Source organism: Burkholderia sp. BC1, from assembly GCF_052683555.1.
The window spans coordinates 1-24,018 of the sequence record NZ_JBQYLP010000044.1; the positions used below are offsets into that span (position 1 = coordinate 1).

At 67.1% G+C, this 24,018-nt stretch carries 23 protein-coding genes; 4 read left to right on the forward strand and 19 right to left on the reverse strand.

All coding sequences use genetic code 11. From position 1 onward, the window contains the following. The 4 genes from ACSHSS_RS20210 to ACSHSS_RS20225 form a co-directional block, all read left to right on the forward strand. Window positions 1–182 (forward strand): hypothetical protein (locus ACSHSS_RS20210; protein WP_445545454.1); only part of this gene is annotated, 182 nt, incomplete at its 5' end. A gap of 283 nt (window positions 183–465) precedes the next feature. Continuing rightward, on the forward strand, window positions 466–1,530 hold the full coding sequence (locus ACSHSS_RS20215) for an acyltransferase family protein (RefSeq protein WP_445545455.1): 1,065 nt from the start codon (window positions 466–468) through the stop codon (window positions 1,528–1,530). 35 nt (window positions 1,531–1,565) lie between these two features. Then, window positions 1,566–2,609 carry a GDP-mannose 4,6-dehydratase gene (gene gmd / locus ACSHSS_RS20220; RefSeq protein ID WP_006399600.1) on the forward strand — a complete coding sequence of 348 codons (1,044 nt, stop codon included), beginning with the start codon at window positions 1,566–1,568 and terminating at the stop codon, window positions 2,607–2,609. Beyond that, a complete protein-coding gene (locus tag ACSHSS_RS20225) occupies window positions 2,596–3,570 on the forward strand; it encodes an NAD-dependent epimerase/dehydratase family protein (protein WP_445545456.1) in 975 nt (324 codons plus the stop codon). The genes gmd and ACSHSS_RS20225 overlap by 14 nt, the downstream gene beginning before the upstream one ends. A 119-nt stretch (window positions 3,571–3,689) precedes the next feature. On the opposite strand, the gene ACSHSS_RS20230 is transcribed toward ACSHSS_RS20225, so the two are convergent. From ACSHSS_RS20230 to ACSHSS_RS20320, 19 genes are all read right to left on the reverse strand, one after another. Next, window positions 3,690–4,880, reverse strand: a complete 1,191-nt coding sequence (locus ACSHSS_RS20230; RefSeq protein ID WP_006404010.1) for an O-succinylhomoserine sulfhydrylase — start codon at window positions 4,878–4,880, stop codon at window positions 3,690–3,692. Between the two features lie 232 nt (window positions 4,881–5,112). Continuing rightward, window positions 5,113–6,645: an amidophosphoribosyltransferase gene (purF, locus tag ACSHSS_RS20235; protein ID WP_006399595.1), complete on the reverse strand. Its 1,533-nt coding sequence runs from the start codon at window positions 6,643–6,645 to the stop codon at window positions 5,113–5,115. Window positions 6,646–6,697: 52 nt separating this feature from the next. Next, window positions 6,698–7,192 (reverse strand): CvpA family protein, encoded by a 495-nt coding sequence (locus tag ACSHSS_RS20240; protein WP_445545457.1) that lies wholly within the window; start codon window positions 7,190–7,192, stop codon window positions 6,698–6,700. A 6-nt stretch (window positions 7,193–7,198) separates the two neighbouring features. Continuing rightward, window positions 7,199–8,035, reverse strand: a complete 837-nt coding sequence (locus tag ACSHSS_RS20245) for an SPOR domain-containing protein (RefSeq protein ID WP_445545458.1) — start codon at window positions 8,033–8,035, stop codon at window positions 7,199–7,201. A gap of 29 nt (window positions 8,036–8,064) precedes the next feature. Then, window positions 8,065–9,375 (reverse strand): bifunctional tetrahydrofolate synthase/dihydrofolate synthase, encoded by a 1,311-nt coding sequence (gene folC, locus ACSHSS_RS20250; protein WP_006399591.1) that lies wholly within the window; start codon window positions 9,373–9,375, stop codon window positions 8,065–8,067. A 101-nt stretch (window positions 9,376–9,476) separates the two neighbouring features. Then, window positions 9,477–10,349, reverse strand: a complete 873-nt coding sequence (accD, locus tag ACSHSS_RS20255) for an acetyl-CoA carboxylase, carboxyltransferase subunit beta (protein WP_006399590.1) — start codon at window positions 10,347–10,349, stop codon at window positions 9,477–9,479. 63 nt (window positions 10,350–10,412) lie between these two features. Then, a complete protein-coding gene (gene trpA / locus ACSHSS_RS20260; RefSeq protein ID WP_059842824.1) occupies window positions 10,413–11,228 on the reverse strand; it encodes a tryptophan synthase subunit alpha in 816 nt (271 codons plus the stop codon). Between the two features lie 90 nt (window positions 11,229–11,318). Further along, on the reverse strand, window positions 11,319–12,170 hold the full coding sequence (locus tag ACSHSS_RS20265; protein WP_006399588.1) for a DNA-methyltransferase: 852 nt from the start codon (window positions 12,168–12,170) through the stop codon (window positions 11,319–11,321). A 7-nt stretch (window positions 12,171–12,177) separates the two neighbouring features. After that, window positions 12,178–13,371, reverse strand: a complete 1,194-nt coding sequence (gene trpB / locus ACSHSS_RS20270) for a tryptophan synthase subunit beta (protein WP_060153203.1) — start codon at window positions 13,369–13,371, stop codon at window positions 12,178–12,180. A gap of 57 nt (window positions 13,372–13,428) precedes the next feature. Next, window positions 13,429–14,136, reverse strand: coding sequence for a phosphoribosylanthranilate isomerase (locus ACSHSS_RS20275; RefSeq protein ID WP_105756587.1), 708 nt, complete (start codon window positions 14,134–14,136; stop codon window positions 13,429–13,431). After that, entirely contained in the window at window positions 14,133–14,945 is an 813-nt protein-coding gene (truA, locus tag ACSHSS_RS20280) for a tRNA pseudouridine(38-40) synthase TruA (RefSeq protein ID WP_006399585.1), read from the reverse strand. The genes ACSHSS_RS20275 and truA overlap by 4 nt, the downstream gene beginning before the upstream one ends. Then, entirely contained in the window at window positions 14,945–17,185 is a 2,241-nt protein-coding gene (locus tag ACSHSS_RS20285) for a FimV/HubP family polar landmark protein (RefSeq protein WP_445545459.1), read from the reverse strand. The genes truA and ACSHSS_RS20285 overlap by 1 nt, the downstream gene beginning before the upstream one ends. A 476-nt stretch (window positions 17,186–17,661) precedes the next feature. Continuing rightward, on the reverse strand, window positions 17,662–18,783 hold the full coding sequence (gene asd, locus ACSHSS_RS20290; protein ID WP_012217299.1) for an aspartate-semialdehyde dehydrogenase: 1,122 nt from the start codon (window positions 18,781–18,783) through the stop codon (window positions 17,662–17,664). A gap of 82 nt (window positions 18,784–18,865) precedes the next feature. Beyond that, window positions 18,866–18,985, reverse strand: coding sequence for a hypothetical protein (locus ACSHSS_RS20295; RefSeq protein ID WP_006756675.1), 120 nt, complete (start codon window positions 18,983–18,985; stop codon window positions 18,866–18,868). A 110-nt stretch (window positions 18,986–19,095) separates the two neighbouring features. Then, entirely contained in the window at window positions 19,096–20,163 is a 1,068-nt protein-coding gene (leuB, locus tag ACSHSS_RS20300; RefSeq protein ID WP_006399581.1) for a 3-isopropylmalate dehydrogenase, read from the reverse strand. Window positions 20,164–20,239: 76 nt separating this feature from the next. Beyond that, window positions 20,240–20,890: a 3-isopropylmalate dehydratase small subunit gene (leuD, locus tag ACSHSS_RS20305; protein WP_059876094.1), complete on the reverse strand. Its 651-nt coding sequence runs from the start codon at window positions 20,888–20,890 to the stop codon at window positions 20,240–20,242. Between the two features lie 64 nt (window positions 20,891–20,954). Further along, window positions 20,955–21,101, reverse strand: coding sequence for an entericidin A/B family lipoprotein (locus ACSHSS_RS20310; protein WP_006399579.1), 147 nt, complete (start codon window positions 21,099–21,101; stop codon window positions 20,955–20,957). 3 nt (window positions 21,102–21,104) lie between these two features. Beyond that, a complete protein-coding gene (gene leuC, locus ACSHSS_RS20315; RefSeq protein WP_006399578.1) occupies window positions 21,105–22,514 on the reverse strand; it encodes a 3-isopropylmalate dehydratase large subunit in 1,410 nt (469 codons plus the stop codon). Between the two features lie 209 nt (window positions 22,515–22,723). After that, complete coding sequence (locus ACSHSS_RS20320; protein ID WP_445545460.1) at window positions 22,724–24,010, reverse strand: cytochrome-c peroxidase; 1,287 nt, start codon at window positions 24,008–24,010, stop codon at window positions 22,724–22,726. Between the last annotated feature and the right edge of the window lie 8 nt (window positions 24,011–24,018).

Below are 24,018 nucleotides of genomic sequence, written 5' to 3' on the forward strand. Positions count from 1 at the left end.
GCCATCTCGCCTGCAACTTCGGAAGTTGGTCCATTGATCAGCGTTTCCCTAAATGGGTTTCAAACGTCGCGATGCAGGTTACAAGCAAAAATAATCACAAGAAATTTGGAAATATTTGGGGATGTTTCAGCCTGAAATATCGAACCGGAACGCGCGCGCCTGCACGTGAAAATCGGCAATAACGACCGCCTTTCAGGCGCGCGGTGCGTAGAAAATTCCGCCAACGTGCGCCGCGCGCGGCAATGCGGCCGCCCGCCTTTCAGCGGCTTTCATTTTTCGATTGCGCGCAATGCACTTCGAATGGCCGCCGTCGAATAAATGACATGCGTTTTTTTGCCGATTTCTTTTCCCTAGAATCGGTTTCGATTCGATATTCCACTTAAAAGGCATGCATTACGTTCACGCATCGAATGCACGACGCGCGACGCCGGCAACATGCCGCGCGCGTCGCGAAGGAGCGGCGCGATGACGGGCCCGACGCGCACCGCCGAACTCGCACCGCCGCAGCACGGCCGCATCGTCCAGCTCGACGGGCTGCGCGCGATCGCCGTCGGCGCGGTGTTCCTGCAGCACGCGCTGAAGGCGCCGCTGTGGATGGGTGTCGATTTGTTCTTCGTGCTGAGCGGGCTGCTGATCACCGGCATCCTGCTCGAACGCAAGGCGCGCGGACAGTCGTACTTCAGCCACTTCTATGCGCGCCGCGTGCGCCGGATCCTGCCGCCCTACGTGCTGCTGCTGATCGTGTCGACGCTGCTGTTCGGCGCGACCTGGCTGCCGCACTGGCCGTGGTACGCGTTCTTCTCGACGAACATCGGGCTGTCGCTCGGCAGCATCGGCCATGACAGCCTGAACGTGCTGTGGTCGCTCGCGGTCGAGGAGCAGTTCTACATCTTCTGGCCGTTCGTCGTGCTGTGGTGTTCGGAGCGCGTGCTGCTGTGGGTCGCCGCCGCGTTGATCGTCGTCGCGCCGGTGTTGCGCGCCATCGCGACGCCGTGGTTCGACTCGTTCTGGCCCATCTACTACCTGACGCCGTTCCGCATGGACCTGCTCGCCGCCGGCGCGCTGCTCGCGATCGTGCTGCGCCGCGACCGTCGCGCGCTGGAGCCGTTCTACCCGCTCGCGATCGTCGGCGCACTCGTCGCGCTCGCGATTCTCGGCGCGCTGCACCTGTCGTTCCCGCGTTTCCGTGCCGCGAATACGCCGCTGTCGAACGCCGCGCTCTACAGCATCTCGCTGCTGCTCTGCACGTCGATCGTCGTGATCGCGCTGCGCGGGCGCGGGCTCGTCCAGCGCGTGCTGACGAACCCGGTGCTCGTCTATATCGGCACCGTCAGCTACACCGTGTATCTGATTCACCTCAGCATGCTGTACGCGCTGTGGCCGCTGCATCTGAACCGCTTCGTGACGGCCGCGCTCGCGCTCGCGATCACGCTCGCCTACGCGACGCTGAGCTGGTACGGCTTCGAGCGGCGCCTGACGCGCGGCCCCGCACGCCGCGCGCTGCCTGCCGCGGCACGCACGACCGCCTGATTTTCATCTTCCATCGTTTCTACCAGGACATCGCCATGAGCCACACTCGCAAGGCCATCATCACGGGGATCACGGGGCAGGACGGCGCCTACCTGACCAAGCTGCTGCTCGACAAGGGCTATCAGGTCACCGGCACCTACCGCCGCACCAGCTCGGTGAACTTCTGGCGGATCGCCGAGCTCGGCGTCGACACGCATCCGAACCTGACGCTCGTCGAACACGATCTGACCGACGCCGGTTCGAGCCTGCGCCTGCTCGAGCGCACGCAGCCCGACGAGCTGTACAACCTGGCCGCGCAAAGCTTCGTCGGCGTGTCGTTCGACCAGCCGTCGACGACGGCCGAAGTCACGGGCCTCGGCACGCTGAACCTGCTCGAGGCGATTCGCGTCGTGAGCCCGCGCACGCGCTTCTATCAGGCATCGACGTCGGAAATGTTCGGCAAGGTGCAGTCGATTCCGCAAACGGAAACGACGGCGTTCTATCCGCGCAGCCCGTACGGCGTCGCGAAGCTGTTCGCGCACTGGACGACCGTCAACTATCGCGAGTCGTACGGCCTGTTCGGCTGCAGCGGCATCCTGTTCAATCACGAGTCGCCGTTGCGCGGCCGCGAGTTCGTCACGCGCAAGATCACCGATACGGTCGCGAAGATCCGCCTCGGCAAAGCAAAGCGGCTCGAGCTCGGCAATCTCGATGCGAAGCGCGACTGGGGCTTCGCGCTCGAATACGTCGAAGGCATGTGGCGGATGCTGCAGGCCGACGAGCCGGACACCTACGTGCTGGCGACGAACCGCACCGAAACCGTGCGCGACTTCGTGCGGATGGCGTTCGCCGCTGCCGGCTACCAGATCGAATGGACCGGCAAGGGCGAACAGGAGCGCGGACTCGATGCGGCAACCGGCGACGTGCTCGTCGAAGTGAATCCGAAGTTCTATCGGCCTGCCGAAGTCGATCTGCTGATCGGCTGCGCCGACAAGGCGAAAAGCAAGCTCGGCTGGGTCCCGAAGACGACGCTCGAACAACTGTGCCAGATGATGGTCGAAGCGGATTTGACGCGGAACACCCACCATGACACGTTCTGATGCCGGACGCGCGGCGCCGCGCCGCGCGTTCGTCACCGGCCTGACGGGCTTCACGGGCCGCTACATCGCGCAACGCCTCGAAGACGCCGGCTACGAAGTCTGGGGCACGGTCGCACCGGGCGCATCGCACGCGGACGATCCGGCGCTCGCGCGCTGCACGCTGCTGAGCGTCGACCTGCTCGATGCCGACGCCGTGCGCGCGGCCGCCGCCGACGCGCGGCCCGATGCCGTCGTGCATCTCGCTGCGCGCGCGCATGTCGCGAACGACGAGCCCTCGCAGACGTATGCCGTCAACATCATGGGCACGCGCAACCTGCTCGCCGCGCTCGCCGGCCTCGATCGCCGGCCGTCGGCGGTGCTGCTCGCGAGCAGCGCCAACATCTACGGCAACGCGACGGCCGGCGTGCTCGACGAAAGCGCGCCGCCCGCGCCCGCGAACGACTACGCGGTCAGCAAGCTCGCGATGGAATACGCGGCGAAGTTATGGACCGACCGGCTGCCGATCGTGATCGCGCGCCCGTTCAACTACACGGGCGTCGGCCAGAGCGAAGCGTATCTGCTGCCGAAGCTCGTCGCGCACTATGCGCGCAACGCGCCGCGCATCTCGCTCGGCAATCTCGACGTGAGCCGCGACTTCTCCGACGTGCGCGACGTGACGGCCGCGTATCTGCGGCTGCTCGAAGCCGCGCCGGCCGGCGAAACGTTCAACGTCTGCTCCGAGCGCGCTTATTCGCTGAAGGAAGTGCTGGCGATGCTGTCGCGCATCGCCGGCTACGTGATCGACGTGACGGTCGATCCGCGTTTCGTGCGGCACAACGAAGTGAAGCACCTGAGCGGATCGCGCGACAAGCTGCGGCGCGCGATCGGCGAACTGCCGCTCACGCCGCTCGACGAGACGCTGCGATGGATGTACGACGCGATGCGCGACACGCAGGCCGGCGCGCCGGCTCGCCTCGACTGACGCGCGGCCGCTGCGCCGCGCGGCCGCAACCGAGCCCGCAATAAACGAACGCGCCGTTCGCACCGGCATAGGCCGGCGCGAACGGCGCGTGTCGTCGATGCGCTGGGCCGCCGCCGCGCTCAGCCTTCGAGGCCGCGCGCGAGATCGTTGCGCAGGTCGCCCGCGTTCTCGAGGCCGACCGCGAGCCGGATCAGCCCTTCGGTAATCCCCGCCGCCGCACGCGCTTCGGGCGTGATGCGTGCATGGGTCGTCGTCGCCGGATGCGTGATCGTCGTGCGCGTATCGCCGAGATTGCCCGTGATCGAAATCAGCTTCGTGTTGTCGATCACGCGCCATGCGTTCGCGCGCTGCTGTTCGGGCGTGTCGCCCTTCAGCTCGAACGAGACGATCGCGCCGCCTGCCTTCTGCTGGCGCTTCGCGAGTTCATGCTGCGGATGCGATTCGAGGCCCGGATAGAACACGCGCGCGACCGCCGGATGCGAATCGAGCCAGCGCGCGATCTCGAGTGCGTTCGCCGACTGCTTCTCGACACGCAGCGACAGCGTTTCCATCCCCTTCAGCAGCACCCACGCATTGAACGCGGACAGCGTCGGGCCTGCGCTGCGCACGAACGGAAACACCTTGCCCATGATGAATGCCTTCGAGCCGACCAACGCGCCGCCGAGCACGCGGCCCTGGCCGTCGAGGAATTTCGTCGCCGAATGCATGACGACGTCCGCGCCGAGCTTCAGCGGCTGCTGCAGCACGGGGCTGCAGAAACAGTTGTCGACGACGAACAGCGCGTTCGCGTCCTTGGCGATCTTGCCGATCGCCTCGATGTCGGCGAGTTCGGTCAGCGGATTCGACGGCGTCTCGAGGAAGAACATCTTCGTCTCCGGACGCACCGCTTCCTTCCACGCATTCAGATCGGTCGGATCGACGAAGGTCGTCGTGATGCCGAACTTGCTGAAGATCTGCGAGAACATGCCGAGCGTCGAGCCGAACAGGCTGCGCGAGCTGACGAGGTGATCGCCCGCCTGCAGCGCGGCCATCACGACCGACATGATCGCGGCCATCCCCGACGCGGTCGCGATGCACGCCTCGCCGCCTTCGAGCGCGGCCAGGCGTTCCTGGAACATCGTGACGGTCGGGTTCGTGAAGCGCGAATAGGTGAAGTAGTCTTCCGAATTCGCGAAGCGCTCGGCCGCTTCGGCCGCGTTCTTGAAGCAGAAGCTCGAGGTCAGGAACAGCGCTTCCGAATGCTCGTTGAAGTCGGTGCGCAGCGTGCCCGCGCGCACGGCGAGCGTGTCGAAGTTGAGGGAGTCGTCCATGTCCGTTTTCCGTATTCGATGGCTGCGCGTACGCGCGAGCCAGGCCAAACAAAAAGCCCGCCATGCGTCTGCATCAGCGGGCTTCGGTGCGGTACGACAGCGATCGACTCGGGCCGGCTGCCGCCGGCCTTCGCTTTAGCTGTTTTGGGAAGAAGCCCCGCGTCCGCAAGCTGAAATCAAATCGACGCAAGGCCACATCGTAGCACGCTTCGGCACAAGCGTGCGCCGGCAATCACTCGACCGACAGCTGCAGGTTCATCTGCGACCGTGCGGTATCGCTCGCCGTATCGCGGTCGGCCTGCGATGCCGGCGTCAGGCGCGCGCGCTCGATCGCATCGAGATACTCGGGCGTCACGTCGCCGGTGATGTAGTTGCCGTCGAAGCACGACGCCTCGAAGCGCTCGAGCTTCGGGTTGATGTCGCGCACCGCGCGGCGCAGATCGTCGACGTCCTGATAGATCAGATGGTCGGCGCCGATGATCTTCGCGACTTCCTCGTCGCTGCGGCCGTGCGCGACGAGTTCGCCGCGCGTCGGCATGTCGATGCCGTACACGTTCGGGAATTTCACGGGCGGCGCCGCCGACGCGAAAATCACCGACTTCGCGCCCGCATCGCGCGCCATCTGCACGATCTCGTGCGACGTCGTACCGCGCACGATCGAATCGTCGACGATCAGCACGTTCTTGTCCTTGAACTCGATGCTCATCGCGTTGAGCTTCTGGCGCACCGACTTCTTGCGCACTGCCTGGCCCGGCATGATGAAGGTGCGGCCGACGTAGCGGTTCTTGAAGAAGCCTTCGCGATACTCGACGCCGAGCTTCGCGGCGACCTGCATCGCGGCCGGGCGCGACGAATCGGGAATCGGCATCACGACGTCGATCGGCACGTTCGGCAGCTCGCGCTTGATCTTCTCGGCGAGATAGTCGCCCATGCGCAGGCGCACGTTGTAGACGGGCACGCCGTCGAGGCACGAGTCCGGACGCGCGAGATAGACGTACTCGAACATGCACGGATTCAGCGTCGGATTGTCCGCGCACTGCTGGCTGTGGAAGTTGCCCGCCTGGTCGATGAAGATCGCTTCGCCCGGCAGCACGTCGCGCACGAACTCGAAGCCGATGCCTTCGACCGCGACCGATTCCGACGCGACCATCCATTCGGTGCCGTGCTCGGTCTCCAGCTTGCCGATGCAGAGCGGGCGGATGCCGAACGGATCGCGGAACGCGAGCAGACCGTAGCCGGCGATCAGCGAGACGATCGCATACGAGCCGTGCACGCGGCGGTGCACGCCCGCGACCGCCTTGAACAGCGCGGCCGGATCGAGCTCGAGGCCCGTCGTCGACAGCTGCAGTTCGTGCGCGAACACGTTGAGCAGCACTTCGCTGTCGGAATTGGTGTTGATGTGCCGGCGGTCGATCCGGAACATCTCGTCCTTCAGTTGTTGCCAGTTCGTCAGGTTGCCGTTGTGCGCGAGGATGATCCCGAACGGTGCGTTCACGTAGAACGGCTGCGCCTCGGCTTCGCTCGATGCGGAGCCGGCCGTCGGATAGCGGACCTGGCCGATCCCGAACGTGCCGGGCAGGCTGCGCATGTTGCGCGTGCGGAACACGTCGCGCACCATGCCGTTCGCCTTGTACATGTGGAAATTGCTGCCGTCCGCCGTCGCGATGCCTGCCGCGTCCTGACCGCGATGCTGCAGCAGCAGCAGGCTGTCATAGATCAGCTGGTTGACCGGGGATTGGGAGATAACGCCTACGATGCCGCACATGGCATGTCCTTCAGAATGACAAAATCGGTTCCGTCCTGCCCCGTGCGTACGCTCACACGCGCACGTACTGGGCCATGCCGTCGGGCAGGAGCTGCTTCAGCTCGTGCACGCCCTGCTCGGCAATCGGACGCAATAGCGCATTGCGCCAGAAATCCTGTTTGGGCAACTCGGTCAGCCCGGCCGCCGCGACCAGCAACACCACCAGCACGCAGCCGCGCACGAGGCCGAACATCATGCCCAACGAGCGATCGACGCCGCCGAGGCCGGTCGCCTGCGCGATCCGCGACAGCAGCGCGTTCGCGACGCCCGCGACGAGCACGACGCCGATCACCAGCAGCGTAAACGCGATCACCCACTGCGTCAGCGCGCCGCCCGGCCAGTTCGCCGGGATGTACGGGACGACCAGCCCGACGTAGCGGCTCGCGATCACGATCGCCGCGATCCAGCCGATCAGCCCGAAAATCTCCGACACGAAGCCGCGCCACGCACCGCGCAACGCCGACAACGCGATCACCGCCAATACAGCGTAGTCGAAAGCCGTCAGCATCGTGCGTTACTGCGTCAGCCCGGCTTCGCGCACCTTCGCGATCGCGGCGGACGCGGCCGCGCGATCCGCGAACGGACCCGCACGCAACAGTGTAGCCGTGCTGCCGTCCGCCTGCTTGCGACGCTCGACATATGCGGGCACGCCCGCCGATTTCAATTTCGTCGCCCACGAACGCGCGGTCGCGTCGTCCTTGAACGAGCCGAGCTGCACCGCGAAGCGCGCGCCGGCCGGCGACGACGGCGACGACGCGTCACTCGTGTCGGCACCCGCCGCCTCGGCGCTCGCGACCGGCGCCGGCTTAGGCGCGGCCGGCTTAGGCGCAGCCGGCTTCGCGGCCGGTGCCGCGGCCTTCGGCGGCGTCACGCTCGCCGTCGCGGTCGTATCGGGTTTCGGGGCCGGCTTCGCGGCCGCTTTCGGCGCGGGAGCGGGAGCCGGTGCAGCCGCAACGGCCTCCGACGCCGGCGGCTCGTCGTGCGCGACACCGGCCTGCACGTCGGCCGCATCGTCGTCGCGCGACGCCGCCGGCTGATGCGCGGGCCGGTTCGGAATGTCGATCGCGATGTCGTCGGTGACCGGCTTCGGATGCGAATCGAGCACCATCGGCAGCACGATCACCGCCGCGACGACGAGGGCGATCGCGCCGACGAGACGACGGCGCGCGCGTTGCTTTTCTGGAAGGGTCGGATCGAGGAGCAGTGCGTCCGATTCCGGACGCTCGGTGCGGCGCGAGCGTCGCTCGACGCGTTCAGTGCGCTCGGTGCGCACGGTCCGGGAGGCCCCGGTACGACCGCCGCGCCGGGTGGGCGCGTCGTCGTCTTTCTTGCCGAACGAGAAAATTCCCATGAATGGCTGAGTCCGAAACTGCCCGTCAGTCAGTGTTGCTGCGATTTACGGTAGGCCATCACGCCGGCAACCGTATGGAAACTGCCGAAAACCACGATTCTATCATTCTCGGATGCTCTTTTTAGCGCATCGCTAAACGCATCGGCCGGCGACGCGTAGCGCGTGACGCTCGAATCGGGCCCGTCCTGCACGCCGGCCTTGCGCAGCGCCGCTTCGAGCTGCTCCGCACTCGCCGCGCGCGGCAGCGGCAGATCGGTCACGCACCAGTGGTCGATCTCGCCCTTCAGGTGACGCAGCACGCCGTCGATGTCCTTGTCGTGCATGGCGCCGAACACCGCGTACGTGTACGGAAAGAAGCCCATGTTGCCGAGGTTCTGCTCGAGCACGGCCGCCGCATGCGGGTTGTGCGCGACGTCGAGCACGATCGCCGGCTTGCCGGGCAGCACCTGGAAGCGGCCGGGCAGCTCGACGTTCGCGAGGCCGAGCCGGATGTCCTGCGCGGACACCGGCAGTTGCGGACGCAACGCCTCGAGCGCGGCCAGCGCGGCGGACGCATTGATCAGCTGATTCGCGCCGCGCAGCGCCGGATACGCAAGCGCCGGATAGCGCTTGTCGCGGCCGATGTAGCTCCACTGCTGGCGCTCCGCGCCCGGCTGCGCCTCGTAGCGGAAATCGCGGCCGACGAGCCACAGATCGGCGCCGATCGCGGCCGCGTGATCGACGAGCGTCTGTGGCGCAGCGGGGTCGCCGCAGATCGCCGGCTTGCCCGGACGGAAGATCCCGGCCTTCTCGAACGCGATCTTCTCGCGCGTGTCGCCGAGATATTCGGTGTGGTCGATGTCGATGCTCGTGACGATCGCGCAGTCGGTGTCGATGATGTTGACTGCATCGAGCCGGCCGCCGAGGCCGACTTCGAGGATCACCGCGTCGAGCCCGCGCGACGCGAACAGATGCAGGATCGCGAGCGTCGTGAATTCGAAATACGTGAGCGAGACCGGCTCGGGCAGCGACGTGCGCGCGGCTTCGACAGCCTCGAAATGCGGCAACAACTCCGCGTCGCTGACGACCTCGCCGTTCACGCGTGCGCGTTCGTTGAATTCGAGCAGATGCGGCGACGTATGGCAGCCGACCTTGTAGCCCGCGCGCACGAGGATCGTCTCGAGGAACGCGCAGGTCGAGCCCTTGCCGTTCGTGCCGCCGACCGTGATCACCGGACACGCGAATTCGAGTTGCAGCGCCGCCTTGACCTGCCCGATGCGGGTGAGGCCCATGTCGATGCCGACCGGGTGTGCGCGCTCGAGGTGCGAGAGCCACGCGTCGAGGGTGGGAAAAGTGCTCATCGGATCAAATCTGGATCGGTACCGTCACTACGCCGAAAAACGAAGCGCGCCGCCCGCCGGACCGGTCGGGCGACGCGCGCGGTTCATGCCGGGCGCTGCGCTCAGGCGAGCGCGTCGGCCGGTTGTCGCTGCAGCAGCGCGAGCAGTTGCGCGATCTCGTCGCGCATCTTGCGCCGGTCGACGATCATGTCGATCGCGCCCGTCTTCAGCAGGAATTCGGCGCGCTGGAAGCCTTCCGGCAGCTTCTCGCGAACCGTCTGCTCGATCACGCGCGGGCCCGCAAAGCCGATCAGCGCCTTCGGCTCGGCGATCACGACGTCGCCGAGGAACGCGAAGCTCGCCGACACGCCGCCCATCGTCGGGTCGGTCAGCACCGAAATGAACGGCAGCTTCGCTTCGGACAGCTTGGTCAGCATGGCCGTGGTCTTGGCCATCTGCATCAGCGACAGCAGGCTTTCCTGCATCCGCGCGCCGCCCGATGCCGTAAAGCAGATGAACGGCACGTGCTGTTCGAGCGCATTCTGCGCGCCGCGCGCGAAGCGTTCGCCGACGACCGAGCCCATCGAGCCGCCCATGAACGAGAACTCGAAGCATGCGGCGACGACGGGCAGCGTGTGGATCGCACCGCCCATCACGACCATCGCGTCGGTTTCGCCCGTTTCATCCATCGCTTCCTTCAGACGGTCGGGGTACTTGCGGCTGTCCTTGAACTTCAGCGAGTCGACCGGCACGATTTCCTGGCCGATCTCGTAGCGGCCTTCCGGATCGAGCAGCGCGTCGAGACGCTCGCGCGCGCCGATGCGCATGTGGTGATCGCACTTCGGGCAGACGTGCAGATTCGCGTCCACGTCGTTGCGGTACAGCACGGCCTCGCAGGACGGGCACTTGACCCACAGGCCTTCCGGAATGCCCTTGCGGCTTTTCGGGTCCGTCTGCTTGATCTTCGGCGGCAACAGTTTGTCGAGCCAGCTCATCGTATGGTTTCCTGTTCCGTGGCGGGACGGGCCGTGCGGCCCGCTCCGCTTCCTGTGTTGTGGTTATCGCGCCGTGTTCGCCGCGCCGTCCAGCGCGGCGCGCAGCTCGGCAATGAAGGCCTGCAGCGCGGCGACGGCGCCTTCCGGCGCAGCGCTTTCGAGCAGCTGAACGAGGCGGCTGCCGATCACGACGGCGTCCGACACCTCGGCCACCGCACGTGCCGTTTCGGCGTCGCGGATGCCGAAGCCGACGCCCACCGGAACCGGCACGCGCGACTTGATGGCCGGGATTTTACCCGCAATGCTCGAAACATCCAGATTTCCGGCGCCGGTCACGCCCTTCAGCGACACGTAGTACACGTAGCCGCTCGCGATCTTGCCCACTTCCGCGATGCGCGCGTCGGTCGACGTCGGCGCGAGCAGGAAGATTGGATCGATGCCGGCCGCACGCATTTTCTCGGCGAACGCGGCCGCCTCTTCGGGCGGATAGTCGACGACGAGCACGCCGTCGACACCGGCCGCGCGCGCATCGGCCGCGAACGCGTCGACGCCGTGCCGCTCGATCGGGTTCGCATAGCCCATCAGCACGACGGGCGTCGTCTGGTTGGTCTCGCGAAAGCGCTTGACGTCGGCGAGCACGTGCTTGAGCGTGACGCCGCGCGCGAGCGCGCGTTCCGACGAGCGCTGGATCACGGGGCCGTCGGCCATCGGGTCCGAGAACGGCACGCCGAGCTCGATGACGTCCGCGCCCCCGGCGGCGAGCGCGTGCATGAATTCGACCGTTTTCGCGGGATCCGGGTCGCCGGCCGTGATGAACGGGATCAGGCCCTTTCGGCCCTGCTGGGCGAGTGCGGCGAAGGTCTGCTGAATACGCGACATGGCAATTTTCCTGTGTCGATCCGGACGCGGCGCATCAGCGCCCCGGCCGGGTCCGTGCAAAGTGTGCGACCGGCGATGCGGCGACGTGCGTCATGCGCACGCCTGCGCCGCGAGCGCATGCACGCGCTCGCGCGCGATCGCGCAGTAACTTTCGTTGATCTCGTAGCCGACGAAGTCGCGCCCCTGCCGTGCGCAGGCCACCGCGGTCGTGCCGCTGCCCATGAACGGATCGAGCACGCGGCCGCCCGGCGGGCAGCTCGCGAGCACCATCCGCTCGATGATTTCGAGCGGCTTCTGGGTCGGATGATCGACGCGCTCCGCGTGCTGCCGGTGCAGGCGCGAGACCGACCAGACGTCCTTCGGGTTGTAGCCCATCTCCAGCCACTTGCTGCCTTCGAACAGCTTGCGCGAGCGGGCCTTCTTCGTATCGGCGTCGTAAGGGATGCGAACCGGATCGAGATCGAAGTAATACGCTTTCGAGACCGCGAAAAAGCCGATGTTGTCGTGCACCGACGTGAACCGGCGCGTCGTACCGCCCATGCTCGGCACGCGGCGGTCCCAGATGATCTCGTTGATCATCGTGAGCTTCGTCTTCAGGAAACTGAAGATCTCCGGCGCGTACTGCCAGGTGCAGAACACGTACATCGAGCCGCTCGGCTTGAGCTTCGGAATCGCGAGCTCGAGCCATTCGCGCGTCCATTCGAGAAACGCGTCGCCCGAGCGCTTGTCCGAGTCGTTGCCGTAGTCCTTGCCGAGCCCGTACGGCGGATCGGCGACGATCAGGTCGATCGACGCGTCCGGCAGCCGTGCGGCCTCGGTCAGGAAATCGCGGTTGTGCAGTTCGATCCCGGGCGGCAGCGCGCGCGGCGCGACGGCGGCGGCCTGCGCCGCCGGTTCGTCGGCCGCGGCACCGCCGCCCGGCTCTTCGATCAGTTCGCGCATCGGACCGTCAGAGCGTGATGCCCGATCGCTCGGCGACCGTATGCATGTCCTTGTCGCCGCGGCCCGACAGATTGACGAGAAGGATCTTGTCCTTCGGCAACGTCGGCGCGAGCTTCACGCCATACGCGATCGCGTGGCTCGACTCGAGCGCGGGGATGATGCCCTCGATCCGGCAGCAGTCGTGGAACGCCTTCAGCGCCTCTTCGTCGGTGATCCCGACGTACTGCGCGCGGCCGCTGTCCTTCAGCCATGCGTGCTCGGGACCGACGCCCGGATAGTCGAGGCCGGCCGACACCGAATGCGTCTCGATGATCTGGCCGTTGTCGTCCTGCAGCAGATAGGTGCGGTTGCCGTGCAGCACGCCCGGGCTGCCGGCGATCAGCGAGGCCGCGTGATGGCCGGTGTCGAGGCCGTCGCCCGCGGCTTCGACGCCGATCAGCTGCACCGACGCGTCGTCGATGTACGGATAGAAGATCCCCATCGCGTTCGAGCCGCCGCCGACGCAGGCGATCACCGCGTCGGGCTGGCGCCCGGCGAGTTCGGGCATCTGCACCTTGCATTCGTCGCCGATCACGCGCTGGAAGTCGCGCACCATCATCGGATACGGATGCGGGCCCGCGACCGTGCCGATGATGTAGAACGTGTTCTCGATGTTCGTGACCCAGTCGCGCATCGCCTCGTTCAGCGCGTCCTTCAGCGTGCGCGAGCCCGATTCGACCGGCACGACGGTCGCGCCGAGCAGCTTCATCCGGTACACGTTCGCGGCCTGGCGGCGCACGTCCTCGGCGCCCATGTAGACTACGCACTCCATCCCGAAGCGCGCGCAGATCGTCGCGGTGGCGACGCCGTGCTGGCCGGCGCCCGTCTCGGCGATCACGCGCTTCTTGCCCATGCGCTTCGCGAGCAGCGCCTGGCCGATCACGTTGTTGATCTTGTGCGCGCCCGTGTGGTTGAGATCCTCGCGCTTCAGATAGATCTGCGCGCCGCCGAGCGTGTCGCTCCAGCGCTGCGCGTGATAGATCGGCGACGGACGGCCGACGAAGTACTTCAGTTCGCGCTGGAATTCGGCGACGAAATCGGGGTCGTTCTGGTATTTCGCGTACGCGCCGCGCAGTTCGTCCAGCGCGTGAATCAGCGTCTCGGCGACGAATATGCCGCCATACGGGCCGAAGTGGCCGCGATCGTCAGGAAGGTTGTACATGATGTGTCACTCTCGATCGGTCGGTGCGCCCCGCTGTGGGAGTCGCACCGGCTGGCATCACCGGGCGTCCGCGTCGCGCACCGCGCGCACGAACGCCGCCATTCGGGCGTGATCCTTCACGCCCTTTGCGCCCTCCACTTCGATGCCGCTCGAGACATCGACAGCGAATGGACGCAGCTGGCGGATCGCGTCACCGACGTTTTGCGCGTTCAAGCCACCACTCAAAACGGCCCGACGCGCGAGCTCTGCGGGAATAAGTGACCAATCGAAGACCTTGCCGCTGCCGCCGTAGTCCGGCACCAGTGTGTCGAACAGGAGGCCGCGCGCTTTCGAGTAATGAAGTGACGATTCTACCAAATCGGCCGACTGCGTCGAGGGCCCGACGCGCACCGCGCGCACCCACGGCAGGCGCGCCGCCCGGCCGAGCGCATCGCACTGCTCCGGCGTTTCGTCGCCGTGAAACTGCAGCAGCGTGAGCGGCACGTCGCGTACGACCGCTTCGATCTCGGCCGCCGTCGCGTTCACGAACAGGCCGACCACCGACACGAACGGCGGCGCGAGACGCGCGAGCTCGGCCGCCTGCGCGATCGTCACCGCGCGCGGGCTTTTCGCGTAGAACACGAGGCCGATCGCATCGGCGCCGAGCGCGGCGGCATGCAGCACGTCGTCCGGGCGCGACAGCCCGCACAGCTTGATGCGCGTGCGCGACGGCACGGCGGATTCGGCTGACTCGGCGGGCGAGCGGGAGGAAACGGGATCGTTCATGGTTGCGGGTCCAGGTCGGCCCAGACGCTGCTCCACGGCACGCTGCCGAGCTGCGCGGGCGGGACGGCGAATTCCGCCGGGTAGCCGACGTGCGCGAGATACAGCCCGTCGGCCATGAAGGTGGGCGCTGCGCGGTTGCGGTCGCGGCCGGCCAGCACGTCGGCGACCCAGTCGGCCGGATAGCGGCCGCGCCCGACCGCGACGAGGCAGCCCATCAGGTTGCGCACCATATGATGCAGGAACGCGTTCGCGCGGAACCGGAAATGCAGGAAGTGTCCGACGCGGCGGATGTCGATCTCGTACACATGCTTCACCGGCGTCTTCGACTGGCATTCCGACGACCGGAACGCCGAAAAGTCGTGCTCGCCGAGCAAATGCGCGGCGGCGGCGCGCATCGCGTCGTCGTCGAGCGGCGTGTGGATCCAGCCCGCGCGGCCGTCGAGCATCGGCGAACGCACCGGATGCACGTACAGCGCATAGTAATAGGTGCGCTCGAACGCGGAGAAGCGCGCGTGGAACGCGTCCGGCATCGGCTTCGCCCATTGCACGGCGACCGTCGGCGGCAAAAACGCGTTCGTGCCGCGCACCCACGAGAAGTCCGCGCGGTCGAGCTCGGTGTCGAAATGCACGACCTGTCCGAGCCCGTGCACGCCCGTGTCGGTGCGCCCCGCGACCGTCGTATGCAGCGGCACGCGCGCGAACTCCGCGAGCGCGCGCTCGAGCGCGTCCTGCACCGTGTTGCCGTGCGGCTGCGCCTGCCAGCCGCAGAACGCGGCGCCGTCGTACTGTATGCCCAGCGCGATCCGCATCACGCGTCTTCCGACAGTTTCGCGAGCATCGCGCGCGCATCGTCGCGCGTCGCCGCATCGTTCGCGTCGACCACTTCCTGCAGCAGCGTGCGTGCGCCGGAAAGGTCGCCCAGCTCGACATATTCGGCCGCCAGATCGAGCTTGTTGCGTGCGATGCGCGCGAGCTCCTCGGGCGTCAGCGCAGGCAGCTCCGCACCCGGCGCCGACGGCAGGTCGAGGTCGAAATCGAGATTCAGCGCGCCGAACTGCGCGCCGCCGAGCGGCGACAGCGGCGACGGCGCGGCCGGGCGCGCGGACGTGTCGGCATGCGGCGCGTCGTCGTCCCATTCGAGCTCGTCTTCGTGGTCGGCCGAATGGTCGGTGGACGTATCGTTCGCGCCAACTGGCGGGCGCGGCGCGGTTTGACCGTTAGTTGCGATATGGGCGGCTTCCGCTTCGTCGCTCGATGACGACGTCTCGCCCGCCGCGCGCGGCGGCAGCGGCATGTCGAGACTGCCGAGCGCCGTGATCGCGTTCTGCATCAGCGCGGCGTGTTGCGGATCGGTAGTCGACGACGCGGCGGCATCTGCGACCGGGACGGAGGACGCGAGCGGTGCGGTCGGTTCGGCGTCGAAGGCCGGTTTCGCGTCGTGCGGCAGCGGTGCGCCGTCCGTCGGGTGGGCCGGCTCGAGGGCGGACGAAGACGGTTGCGGTCGGTCGTCCAGCGGGTTCTTCGGTTCGGGATTCGCTGCTTCCAGGTTCGAGGCTTGGGGTTCAGCCGCTTCCCGATTCGTCGCTTCCCAGCTCGTCGGTTCCCGGTTCGCTGCTTCCCGGTTCGACGCTTCCGCTTTCACCGCTTCCCGGTTCGTCGCTTCCAGTTTTGCTGCTTCCCGGTTCGGCCCTTCAGGTTTCGTCGCTTCCGGCGTGGACGCGACCTCGTTCGTCGGCGCAACCGCCTCCGCCGCTGCCGAAGCAACGGCCGCGAAATCCACGTCCGACACCACGTCGCGCGACACCGGCGTCTCCGGTTCGATCGGCAGCGCCTGCTCGGCGGACGGCGAAGCGTCGTCCGCGGAACCGGCCGCTACCGCCTCGGCGTGACGATGCTTGCGGCGCTTGCGCCACACGAGCCCGCCCGCGAGCACGACGACGGCCGCGCCGGCCAGTGCAGCCGGCCGCCAGTCGATCGGCTCGCCGCGATTTGCCGGCGGTGTCGCGACAACCGGCGCGCTCGCCTGCACGGACGTCGACGCCGGCGAGACCGCGCTCGCGGCCGTGCCCGACGCCGCGTCCGCGCCCGATGCCGCAGCGGCCGACGACGCGCCCGCGTCGTCCGACGCACGCGGCGTGACGGGCGCGGTCGGTGCAGGGGCAACCGGCGCCGTCGTCGCGGCCGGCTTGCCGATGCCGTGCTTCTGCAGTTCCATCAGCACGCGATTTTTCAGTGCAAGCAGCTGCTGCAGACTGGACGGCCGCGGCTGCGACGCGGCGGCCACAGGCGCCGCACCGGCCGGCGCATGCGCGCCGGACGTCGGCGGCACGTATTGGGACGATTGCGCGGTCGCATCGCTCGCCGACGACGGCGCCGGCTGAATCGTGCCGCTCCACATGTGAGGACCGCTCGCGCCGGCCGCCGCCGCGGCCGCAGAAGCCGTATCGGCCGCGGACGCACCACGCGCGGCCGCCGCGTCCGACGACGGCGCGATGAACGACGCACCGGCCGGCGCGCTCGCGCCATGCGCGACACCCGATGCGGCCGGATGCTGAATCGGCGCGGCCGCTGCGGGCGCCGATGCACCGTGCGTAGCGGCCGAAGCGTGCTGCACGGCCGCCGCAGCGCCCGACGCGGCAGCGGCGCTCGCTGCCCCCGATGCCGCCGCCGGCGCGGCCACGCCCGCCGCGACCGCGGCCCCCGACGCGTCGAGCGCGGGCACCGTCAGCGTCGCGCCGACTTTCAGCCGGCTCGGATCGCGTTTCATGAACGCCTGCGGGTTCGCGTCGAACAGCGCGCGGCCCGCGCGCGCGAGCACGGCGGGATCGTGCGACTGCGTCGCCGCGATCGCGATGTCGTTGAGGGACTGGCCCGGCTGGACCGTCACGGTCAGCGGCGCCGGATTGCCGGATGCGACGGCAGGCGCAGGCGCATCGCCGGTGCCGGCCGCCCACGTCGAGGCGGCCGCGCCGAGCGCCAGCACCGCCAGCGCGCCGCAGACGGCGCGCGACAGACGGGATCGACGCGGAAACAAGGAAATTCGGGACATCGTTGGCTCTATCGCCGCGCGCGTGCGCAGCTGGGATTCGCGTTTGGAAGCGTCAGTAAAGTCGCCGCAGAAATGCAAAAGCGTCGCGCTGAACGCGACGCTTTCGGCCGGTCTGCGCGTCGTAACCGCGTAGTTTACTTCACACGATCGCGTTCGGGCCGAATTCGTCGGCGCGCACGACCCGGAACAGGCGACCGATGCGCCGCTGCGCGCCGCACGCCATTATCAAAAACCGAGCATCAATTGATGTAAATCCCGACAACATTATCAACATGCAGACCGACTGCGTGCCTTATACTGCGCACCGCGTCACTTCCTCGTGCCAAAGGAATCGATGCAAGAAAGCCCCGGCCGGGAGAGCGGTTCGGGGCTTTCGCATTTTCGGGCACGGCGCCCGCCGATAAAAAACGCGCCTGCAGCCCGTTGAAGGCACGCAGGCGCGTCGCATCGCGCGCCGGCCGGCGCACGATCTCGTCTTACTTGTCGAGCAGGATGCGCAGCATGCGGCGCAGCGGTTCGGCCGCGCCCCACAGCAGCTGATCGCCGACCGTGAACGCCGACAGGTATTCGCCGCCCATCGCGAGCTTGCGCAGACGGCCGACCGGCACGGTCAGCGTGCCGGTGACCTTCGCCGGCGACAAATCGTGCATCGACGCTTCGCGCTCGTTCGGCACGACCTTCACCCAGTCGTTCGCCGACGCGAGAATGCCGTTGATCTCGTCGAGCGGCACGTCCTTCTTCAGCTTGATCGTCAGCGCCTGCGAGTGGCAGCGCATCGCGCCGATCCGCACGCACAGCCCGTCGACCGGAATCGAGCCCGGCTCGCCCATCGCCGGCTTGCCGAGGATCTTGTTCGTTTCGGCGCCGCCCTTCCATTCTTCCTTCGACATGCCGTTGCCGAGATCCTTGTCGATCCACGGAATCAGCGAACCCGCGAGCGGCACGCCGAAATGGCTCGTCGGCATCGCGTCGCTGTTCATCGTGGCGAGCACGCGGCGATCGATGTCGAGGATCGCCGATGCCGGATCGGCGAGCTGCTGCTGCACCGCGCCGTGCAGCGCGCCCATCTGCGACAGCAGTTCACGCATGTTCTGCGCGCCCGCGCCCGACGCGGCCTGATACGTCATGGCCGTCATCCAGTCGACGAGGTTCTCGCGGAACAGGCCGCCGAGCGCCATCAGCATCAGGCTGACCGTGCAGTTGCCGCCGATGAAGTTCTTCGTGCCCTTGACGAGCGCGTCCTTGATGACGTCGAGGTTCACCGGATCGAGGATGATGACCGCGTCGTCCTTCATCCGCAGCGACGAAGCCGCATCGATCCAGTAGCCGTTCCAGCCCGCCGCGCGCAGCTTCGGGAACACGTCGTTCGTGTAGTCGCCGCCCTGGCACGTGATGATGACGTCGCACTTCTTCAGTTCGTCGACGTTGGTCGCGTCCTTCAGCGTGGTCTCGTTTTTCGCGAACGACGGTGCCTTGCCGCCCGAGTTGCTGGTGCTGAAAAACACCGGTTCGATCAGGTCGAAATCGCCCTCTTCCTGCATGCGCTGCATCAGGACGCTGCCGACCATGCCGCGCCAACCTACGAGACCTACGTTCATGACTAACCCTTTGAATGGAGCTTCCCCGCCATTTCCGCCCCCGGCGTGACCGCGCGGGGAAACAGGCGGGCACGACGGACGATCAGCGTTTAATGATCGTTTTCGTGGTAATGGTTTTCGTGATGACGATGGCGCGCGCACCCGCACGGGCAGTGTTGCCGTGGAGTTTCAGGACCGGGGAGATCAGGGAAATCAGCGCCATCGTTCGAGTCTACACAAAGCCGGTTGCCCGCACAACGGCCAACCGTGCGCGAACGAACCGATTTTTTTCGGCCCGTTCGCGCCCTTTCTACATCGTGACTTGCCGGCCGCTCAGAGCGCCGCGACCACCGCGTCGCCCATTGCCGCCGTGCCGACCTGCTTGCAGCCCGGCGTCGCGATGTCGCCGGTGCGGTAGCCCTGTTCGAGCACCGTTTTGACCGCGCGCTCGATGCGGTCGGCCTGCTCGGCGCGGTTCAGCGAATAGCGCAGCAGCATCGCGGCCGACAGGATCGTCGCGAGCGGATTCGCGATGCCCTTGCCCGCGATGTCCGGCGCCGAACCGTGCGACGGCTCGTACAGACCCTTGTTGTTCTTGTCGAGCGACGCCGACGGCAGCATGCCGATCGAGCCCGTCAGCATCGACGCTTCATCCGACAGGATGTCGCCGAACATGTTGCCGGTCACGATCACGTCGAACTGTTTCGGCGCCTTCGCGAGCTGCATCGCCGCGTTGTCGACGTACATGTGCGACAGCTCGACGTCCGCGTATTCCTTCGACACGTCGATCATGATGTCGCGCCAGAACTGCGACGTCTCGAGCACGTTCGACTTGTCGACCGACAGCAGCTTCTTCGCGCGCTTTTGCGCGGCCTGGAACGCGACGTGCGCGATGCGGCGCACTTCCGGCTCCGAATAGCGCATCGTGTCGAAGCCTTCGCGCTCGCCCGCGAACGGGCCGTCCGGTGCCGCGCGCACACCGCGCGGCTGGCCGAAATAGATGTCGCCGTTCAGTTCGCGCACGATCAGGATGTCGAGGCCCGCGACAAGTTCGGGCTTCAGCGGCGACGCGTCGACGAGCTGCGGATAGCAGATCGCCGGACGGAAGTTCGCGAACAGCTCGAGGTGCTTGCGCAGGCCGAGAATCGCCTGCTCGGGACGCAGCGCGCGTTCGAGCGAGTCGTACTTCCAGTCGCCGACCGCGCCGAACAGGATCGCGTCGGCTTCCTTCGCGAGCTTCAGCGTCGCGTCCGGCAGCGGATGACCGCTCGCCTCGTAGCCCGCGCCGCCGACCGGCGCCTGTTCGAGTTCGAACTTCTCGTCGAGTGCGTTCAGCACCTTCACCGCTTCGGTGACGATTTCCGGACCGATGCCGTCGCCCGGCAGCACTGCAATCTTCATGCGTTGTTCCTGACTGAATAAGGGGTGATGGCTGGCGGGCGAACGCGCGGCGCGCGCGCCCGCCCGAAGGACGACTTCAGCCGACCAGCTTGTTGTTGAGCCACGGCTGCTTCGCGAGCCGCTCCGCTTCGAACTGGCGGATTTTGTCCGCGTGACGCAGCGTGAGGCCGATGTCGTCGAAACCGTTCAGCAGGCAGTACTTGCGGAACGCGGTGATCTCGAACGGATAGTCGCGGCCGTCCGGCGCGCGCACGACCTGCGCCTCGAGATCGATCGTCAGCTGATAGCCGTTGAACGCGACCGTCTCGTTGATCAGATGATCGACCTGCTGCTCGGTCAGCACGATCGGCAGCAGCCCGTTCTTGAAGCAGTTGTTGAAGAAGATGTCCGCGAAGCTCGGCGCGATGATCGCGCGGAAGCCGTACTGCTGCAGCGCCCACGGCGCGTGCTCGCGCGAGCTGCCGCAGCCGAAGTTCTTGCGCGTGACGAGAATCGACGCGCCCTGGTAGCGCGGCTGGTTCAACACGAAGTCCGGGTTCAGCGGACGCTTCGAGTTGTCCTGGCCGGGCTCGCCGTGATCGAGATAGCGCCACTCGTCGAACGCGTTCGGACCGAAGCCCGTGCGCTTGATCGACTTCAGGAACTGCTTCGGAATGATCGCGTCGGTGTCGACGTTCTCGCGATCGAGCGGCGCCACGACGCCGGTATGCACTGTGAATTTTTCCATGATCCGTCTATCCGGTTGAAGGGCCGGCCCGCGGCCGGCGCACATCGACAAATTCTCGGCGGGGTCACTCCGCGGCGCGCTTCAGTGCGCTGCCGGCGGCATTGACGTCCTCGCCGAAGCCTCGGACGGTGTTGCAGCCCGCGAGACCGAAGCCGAGCCCTGCGAGCGCCAGCGCGGCGGCGAGCCGCGCAACCCATTTCGATGCCGTCACGCGTTACCCCAGCTTGCGAATGTCGACGAAATGGCCTTCGATCGCCGCGGCCGCCGCCATCGCGGGGCTGACGAGGTGCGTGCGGCCGCCCGCGCCCTGCCGGCCTTCGAAGTTGCGGTTCGACGTCGAGGCGCAGCGCTCGCCCGGCTCGAGGCGGTCGGCGTTCATCGCGAGACACATCGAGCAACCCGGCTCGCGCCATTCGAAGCCCGCATCGGTGAACACCTTGTCGAGGCCTTCGCGCTCGGCCTGCGCCTTCACGAGGCCCGAGCCCGGCACGACCATCGCGAGCCGCACGTTCGAGGCGACGCGGCGGTTCAGCTTCTTCACGACGTACGCGGCCGCGCGGATGTCCTCGATGCGCGCGTTCGTGCACGAGCCGATGAAGATCTTGTCGACCTTGATCGATTCGATCGGCGTGTTCGGTTCGAGCGCCATGTAGGCGAGCGCCCGCTCCATCGCGTCGCGCTTGACCGGATCCTTCTCGCGCTCGGGATCGGGCACGCGACCGTCGATCGACGTGACCATTTCCGGCGACGTGCCCCAGGTGACCTGCGGGACGATCTCGGCCGCGTTCAGCTCGACGACGCGATCGAAATGCGCGCCTTCGTCCGACTTGAACTGGCGCCAGTATTCGACGGCCTGATCCCATTCCGCGCCGGTCGGCACGAACGGACGGCCCTTCAGGTAGTCGATCGTCGTGTCGTCGACGGCGACCATGCCCGCGCGCGCGCCGGCTTCGATCGCCATGTTGCAGACCGTCATCCGGCCTTCCATCGACAGCGCGCGGATCGTCGAGCCGCCGAATTCGATCGCATAGCCGGTGCCGCCTGCCGTGCCGATCTTGCCGATGATCGCGAGCACGATGTCCTTCGCTGTGCAGCCGCGCGGCAGTGCGCCCTCGACCTTGACGAGCATGTTCTTGCTCTTCTTCTGCAGCAAAGTCTGCGTCGCGAGCACGTGCTCGACTTCGGACGTGCCGATGCCGTGCGCGAGCGCGCCGAACGCGCCGTGCGTCGACGTGTGCGAATCGCCGCACACGATCGTCATGCCCGGCAGCGTCGCGCCCTGCTCCGGCCCGATGATGTGCACGATGCCCTGACGCACGTCGTTCATCTTGAACTGCGTGATGCCGAACGCATCGCAGTTCGCGTCGAGCGTGTCGACCTGCAGCTTCGAGACGGGATCGGCGATGCCGTGGCTGCGATCGGTGGTCGGCACGTTGTGGTCGGACACGGCCAGGTTCGCGCTGATGCGCCACACCGGACGCTGCGCGATCTTCAGCCCTTCGAACGCCTGCGGGCTCGTGACTTCATGCAGCAGTTGACGGTCGATATACAGCAATGCCGTGCCGTCTTCCTCGGTGTGGACGACGTGGGAATTCCACAGTTTGTCGTAGAGAGTCTGTGCCATGGGTATGCGGGGTCGTTGTGACATCAAGCCTTGCGGATGCGGTCGATTATGCCACGCAGAACGCGCAACGGCGCACGCGAAACGCCGAAAAACCCATTAAAAACAGTGGTTTGGATGGTAGTGCCAATACCTGTATCGGCATTACCCGGCAAACGGGGCGCGAAGCGCGCAACGCAGCCGACGCTGCCGCGCGCAGCGCGCCCCCGGCATCACGGCGACAGCCGCCGGCCCGCCGTATGGACCGGCAACACGTATCCGTCATCGAGCGTCGCAAGGAACGCCGCGACGTCCTCGATATCGCGCTCGCTCCAGACCGGGCGCTCGCCGCGCTTGCGCGTGAGCGGCTCGTCGGTCCGGTCGACGTTCACGCGCAACTGCGGCGGCAGATCGTCGTACTGGACGACGCGGCCCCGCCGGTCGGCCGGATACCACTTCGCCGGATCGGTATCGCGCTGCACGTAGAAGCGCAGCGCGTCCTTCAGCGTGTGAAAGCGGCCGTTGTGGAAAAACACGCGGCGCGACGCCGCGTTGCGCAGCGACGGCGTCTTGAATAGCCCGCAGTTCGCACGGTCGGCCGTCTGGTCCGTCCGCAACGGGCCGCATAGCCCGAGATCGTAGTAAGCGGCATTCGCATTCGCTCGCAATTCGCGGTTGCGCGGCACACCGAGCGCTTCGAACGTGAAATCGGTCAGCAGCGGATGCGCGCCGTTCACGCCCGGCTGATCGATGTGACACGACGCGCAGTTGCCGCGCGCGGGATCGTCGAACAACCGCTTGCCGCGCAGTTCCTGCGCGCTCAGTGCGACCTTGCCGTCAAGGTAGTAGTCGAACTTGCTCGTGTACGGATGGAAGCTCGGATCGTCGAGCTCGAAACGCTCGATCGCGCGCGTCGCGTTCGCAAACGCCTGGGTCGGATCGTCGAACGCGTGCGCGCCGAATATGCGGCGAAAGCGATCCGCATACGGCGCGCGCCGCAGCTTCGCGACGACGGCTTCCGCACTCGGGTTCGCCATCTCGTCCGGATTCAGCAGCGGAAAGCTCGCCTGGTCGCGCAGCCGGTTGAAGCGGCCGTCCCAACCGAAGCCGCCGATCGGCGCGTTGTCGGTTTCCGTCAGCCGCTCGGCCATGCTGGCCGCCTGCGCATGCGACCAGGCCGGCGTACGGCTCAGCACGTAACGCAGGCTCGGCACCGCGCGCGTGCCTTGCCGCTTCAGGTCCGCACCGCCGAACTGGGCGGCGAGACCGTTCGGCGGCCCGTACGCGTGCGCAGGGCTGTGACAGGTCGCGCACGACATCCGGCCCGACGCCGACAGCGACGGATCGAAGAACATCAGCTTGCCGAGCGCGGCCATTTCGCGTGCGTCGGCTGCGCCGTCTGCGTCGGCCGACGGCGCCGCCGCGCCCGGCGCGACCTGCATCGCGCCGAAACCGATTGCAAGCGCGAGCGCGACGCCCAGCGTTCGCCATCCGCTGCGCCCCGCTGCCGCCCATCCCATGCGCGCCG